Genomic DNA, 734 nt, shown 5'->3' with positions numbered 1-734 from the left:
CCACCTCGCCCGCCCCCACTCCCGAAAACGAGGCACCCGCATGCGTACTCGGACTTCCCTCGCCCTGGCCGCCGCCGTCACGGCCCTCGTCCTCCCGGCCGCCGGCCCCGCCTCCGCGGCCGACGGCACGGTCCTGACCACCGGCGGCGCCGGCGGCACGGCGGTCGCCGCCGGCGACGTCCTCAACGCCTCCCTCGCCACCGGCACGAAGGCCACGCTCTACTCCAGCGCCACCGGCACGAGCGGCGTCTCCTGCTCGGCCTCGGCCTTCGTCGCCAGGGTCGTCGACAACCCGGCCGCGCCCGGCACCGCCACCGAGTCGGTCACCAGCCACACCTTCGACGCCGCGAGCTGCACCAGCAACGTCACCGGTGTCCTGGGGGTCACCCGCATCACGGTCGACAACCTGCCCTACGCCGCGGCCGTGGCCTCCGGGGGCAACCTGACCATCACCCCGGCCGCCGGATCCACCGTCCAGACGACCGTCGTCCTGCGCACGCTGCTGGGCAGCATCACCTGCGTCTACCGGGCCCCCGGCCTGACCGGCACGGCGGACAACGCCGACAACAGCATCTCGTTCAGCAACCAGCAGTTCACGAAGTTCTCCGGCTCGTCGCTGTGCTTCAACAACGGCTACTTCACGGCCAAGTACGCCCCCGTCACCGACACCAACCAGGCGGGCGCTCCGGCGGTCTTCGTCAACTGACGCCGGACCGCGGCCACCGCACTAACGA

1 protein-coding gene is annotated in these 734 nt (G+C 72.3%); it reads left to right on the top strand.

Features of this window, described 5'->3' with window-relative positions; translation table 11 throughout:
* The first annotated feature begins 40 nt into the window (after nt 1-40).
* On the top strand, nt 41-706 hold the full coding sequence (locus FGF04_RS39625) for a Tat pathway signal sequence domain protein (RefSeq protein ID WP_149516221.1): 666 nt from the start codon (nt 41-43) through the stop codon (nt 704-706).
* Nucleotides 707-734 lie beyond the last annotated feature (28 nt).

The sequence above is a fragment of the Streptomyces apricus genome (assembly GCF_008369065.1).
Lineage (GTDB): Bacteria > Actinomycetota > Actinomycetes > Streptomycetales > Streptomycetaceae > Streptomyces > Streptomyces apricus.
The sequence above is the reverse complement of the archived record's forward strand: the minus strand, read 5'-3'. Positions and strand labels throughout refer to the sequence as shown.

Excerpts from the sequence above, each read along its gene's own strand:
- FGF04_RS39625 (WP_149516221.1), top strand. The coding sequence starts at position 41 with ATGCGTACTCGGACTTCCCTCGCCCTGGCCGCCGCCGTCACGGCCCTC.